The sequence below is a fragment of the Methylobacterium sp. WL103 genome, assembly GCF_008039885.1.
In the GTDB taxonomy this organism is placed as follows: domain Bacteria; phylum Pseudomonadota; class Alphaproteobacteria; order Rhizobiales; family Beijerinckiaceae; genus Methylobacterium; species Methylobacterium cerastii.
In genome coordinates this window covers 1-3,274 of record NZ_VRUX01000486.1, presented here as the reverse complement: position 1 = coordinate 3,274, position 3,274 = coordinate 1, and the positions used below count along the sequence as shown (strand labels likewise).

3 protein-coding genes and 1 pseudogene are annotated in these 3,274 nt (G+C 70.4%); 1 reads left to right on the top strand and 3 read right to left on the bottom strand.

Going from position 1 to position 3,274, the window contains the following annotated elements; translation table 11 throughout:
- Window positions 1-375: 375 nt before the first annotated feature.
- The 3 genes from FV222_RS20960 to FV222_RS20950 form a co-directional block, all read right to left on the bottom strand.
- The gene (locus tag FV222_RS20960; protein WP_147761488.1) at window positions 376-1,107 is read right to left on the bottom strand and encodes an RlmE family RNA methyltransferase; all 732 of its coding nucleotides are present in this window, start codon (window positions 1,105-1,107) and stop codon (window positions 376-378) included.
- Entirely contained in the window at window positions 1,104-2,192 is a 1,089-nt protein-coding gene (locus FV222_RS20955) for a Ppx/GppA phosphatase family protein (RefSeq protein ID WP_147753470.1), read from the bottom strand. Before FV222_RS20955 ends, FV222_RS20960 begins: the two co-directional genes overlap by 4 nt.
- A gap of 150 nt (window positions 2,193-2,342) precedes the next feature.
- A complete protein-coding gene (locus FV222_RS20950; RefSeq protein WP_147753471.1) occupies window positions 2,343-2,816 on the bottom strand; it encodes a response regulator in 474 nt (157 codons plus the stop codon).
- A 308-nt stretch (window positions 2,817-3,124) separates the two neighbouring features.
- Between FV222_RS20950 and FV222_RS31415 the strand changes: the two are divergent.
- Window positions 3,125-3,274, top strand: a pseudogene (locus FV222_RS31415) (cold shock domain-containing protein); the annotation flags it as partial.

Here is a 3,274-nt window from a genome sequence, read left to right as displayed (position 1 = left end):
GCCCGTGACCGACGGCGACGATGCCCCGGCCCCCAAGGTCCGCCGCCGGCGCCGCCCGCGCTTCGAGGGCATCGAGGCGGAAGGCGGCGCCGAGGGCAAGACGCCGGACGGCACCGGCTCGGGCGAGTAATCGCCTTCACGACTCCATCGAAGGCCGCTCCGGTTCTCCGGGGCGGCCTTTTTTCTTTGGCGCTAAAGCCCGGCGATGGGCACCTACGATCGCACCCAAGAACAATCAGGATAGGCGCGGACTGAGTGGATCAGCCGACGGCGGCGAGCAAAATCGGCGAACGGCGCCAGATCCCACCCCCAGGCGTCGCCGGCTTTCGACAGGACGACGGGTGCCCGTTCGCGCAGCGTCTGAAACGCCGCGACTCAGTCCTCGTCCGCCTCGGCGAGGGCGACGGCCGGGCTCGGCCCGCGATAGCCGGTCGCCAGCACGTAGAGTTCGCTCGAATCGGCCCGGCTGGCGTTCGGCTTAACGTGGCGGACCAGCGCGAAGTCGCGCTTCAGGTCGGAGAGCAGCGCGCCCTCGGTGCCGCCCTGCAGCACCTTGGCGAGGTAGGCGCCGCCCGGCGCGAGGATCTCACGCGCGAACTCGGCCGCCGTCTCCGCAAGGCCGATGATGCGCAGGTGGTCGGTCTTCTTGTGCCCCGTGGCGTTGGCGGCCATGTCCGACAGGACGAGGTCGGCCGGGCCGCCGAGAAGGCCGGTGAGGCGCTTCGGAGCCTCGGGATCGAGGAAGTCGAGGGTGATGAACTCGACGTTCTGCATCGGCTCGATCTCGAGCAGGTCGATGCCGACGATGCGGCCGGTCTCGCCGACGACCTTCGCCGCGACCTGCGACCAGCCGCCGGGCGCCGCACCGAGGTCGACGATGCGCTGGCCGGGCTTGAGCAGCTTGAACCGCTCGTCGATCTCCATCAGCTTGAAGGCCGCCCGCGAGCGGTAGCCCTCGCGCTTGGCCCGCTGCACGTAGGGATCGTTGAGCTGCCGCTCGAGCCAGCTCTTCTGCGAGTGGGTGCGCCCACGGCCGGTCTTCACCCGCTGCTTGAGCTCTCCGCGGACTCCACCCGTCGCGCCCGCTCCGCCACGCCTGTCGGTCACCGGTAGCCCCCGCGGCGCCAGACGCCGTCTTCCCGCATCATGTTCATCAAGAGTCCTTCGCGCAGGCCGCGGTCGGCGATGCGCAGGCGCTCGGCTGGAAACGCCCGGCGGATCGCCTCCAAGATCGCGCAGCCGGCGAGCACCAAGTCGGCACGATCGCGGCCGATGCAAGGGTTCTCGGCCCGCTGGTCGAGGCGCGTGTCGAGCAGGTCGTCGATCGCGCCCGAGACCTCGGCGTCACTCATCCACAGTCCGTCGACGCGGCGGCGCTCGTAGCGCACCAGACGCAGGTGCATCGCCGCGATGGTGGTGACGGTGCCCGATGTGCCGAGCAGGTGGAAGCCGGGGGCGATCGCCGCCGCCGCCGCACGGATCGCGAAGGGGCCCAGCATCTCGGCCACCTCCTCGACCATGCCCTCGAACATCATCCGCGTGACCTCGGAGCCGCCATGGCGCTCGGCCAGGGTGACGACGCCGACGGGCAGCGAATCCCACGCGCGGATGCGAAGCGTCGGGTCGGTCGAAGGGTTGGCGGCCGCGCCGTCGAGCCAAGCGATCTCGGTGGAGCCGCCGCCGATGTCGAAGATCACAACGGATTCGGCCAACGGGTCGGCGAGCGCCGCGCAGCCGGTGACGGCGAGGTAGGCCTCGGTCTGCCGATCGACGATCTCGAGATCGAGGCCGACCTCCGCGCGCACCCGCGCGACGAAGTCGGCGCCGTTCACCGCGAGCCGGCACGCCTCGGTGGCGATGATCTTGGCCCGGCCGACGCCGCGGGCGCGCATCTTCCCCTTGCAGATCCGCAGCGCGTCGATCGTCCGCTCGATCGCCGCCTCGCTCAGGCGGTCGGAGTTTCCGAGCCCCTCGCCGAGCCGGACGATGCGCGAGAACGCGTCGATCACCCGGAAGCCGTGCGAGGACGGCTCGGCGATCAGCAGCCGGCAATTGTTGGTGCCGAGGTCCAGGGCCGCGTAGGCGTTGCGGCGCGTGTCGCGATGCGAGACCACGGGGGCGGAGCCGGGTGCCCCTGCCGGTGGCGCGCCCTGGGGGCGGGCCGGCGCGGTCGCGCCACTCTCGTCCCTCATCGGCGTCGCCGCGCTTTCCCATCCTTGGCCCCGGCGAAGAGCCCGGCCATCATTCGCATCCGACCCTACTCGCTCGGCGGCGAACTGCAACGTCCGTTCGCAGCACCCGGCCCTGCATCCACGGTCGCCCGTGGCGAACGCCCTGTGAGATCAGGCCATCGCCTTGGCGAGGCTCGCGGCGCGGGAGGTGGGACGCAGCAGGCTCTTCACTTGGGAATAGGGGCGCGGCCGGTTGATGACCTCGTCGAGGCGCGACCACAGCGTCTTGGGCGAGAACGGCTTTGCAATGATCTCGTTGACGCCGAGGTTGATCGCCCGGTCGACGACGTTCCGGCGCGGCTGGGCGAGCATCAGGATGATCGGGATCGTCGGGCAGGGCGAGGTCGAGGGCGTGCGGGCCAGCCGGATGAACTCCTCGCCGGAGAGGATCGCGAGGTCCCAGTCGATGATCGTCAGGTCTGGCTTGCTCTCGGCCAGCACGCCGAGCGCCTCGGCCCCGTCGGGCGCCTCCAGCACGCGCTTGATGCCGACGCGCATCAGCATGTCGCGCACGATTCGGCGGATGTAGAGGCTCTCGTCCACGACGAGGGCGGAATAGTCCGGGAAGGTCGGGGTCGCGATCATTCGGGGGGCGGCACGCGGGCCCCGGCGGAGGCGGGAGCCTGTAGCCCTGCATACGCCACCGCCCTTTGCGCTTCCCTAACGGGGCGGCACCGCGTCGCGCCGCCCGGGTGCGCCGACGAGAAAGTGATGGAACTCTCGGTGGATCGACAACAAGGTCCTTGCGGTCAAGCCCCAATTGCGTCAGGACTGAGGCGTTATTCTTGGTTACCGCGACCGGGGGTAATGGGAGTGCGGGGCGTGAGCTGTCTGGGATGGCGCGCACGCGGTATTCGAGACGTGGTCGGCGGACGGTTTTTGGCGAGCTTTCGATGGGACGTGGTCGTGATTTCCGGGGGCCGCAGAAGCGCGGCTTCGATGAGGGTGGCGCAGAGCCGAGATGGCCTGATCAGGCTCCCCCGAGTGGCGGCGGATACGGTGGCGGCGGCTTCGGCGGCGGCGGCGGTGGCGGCGGATACGGT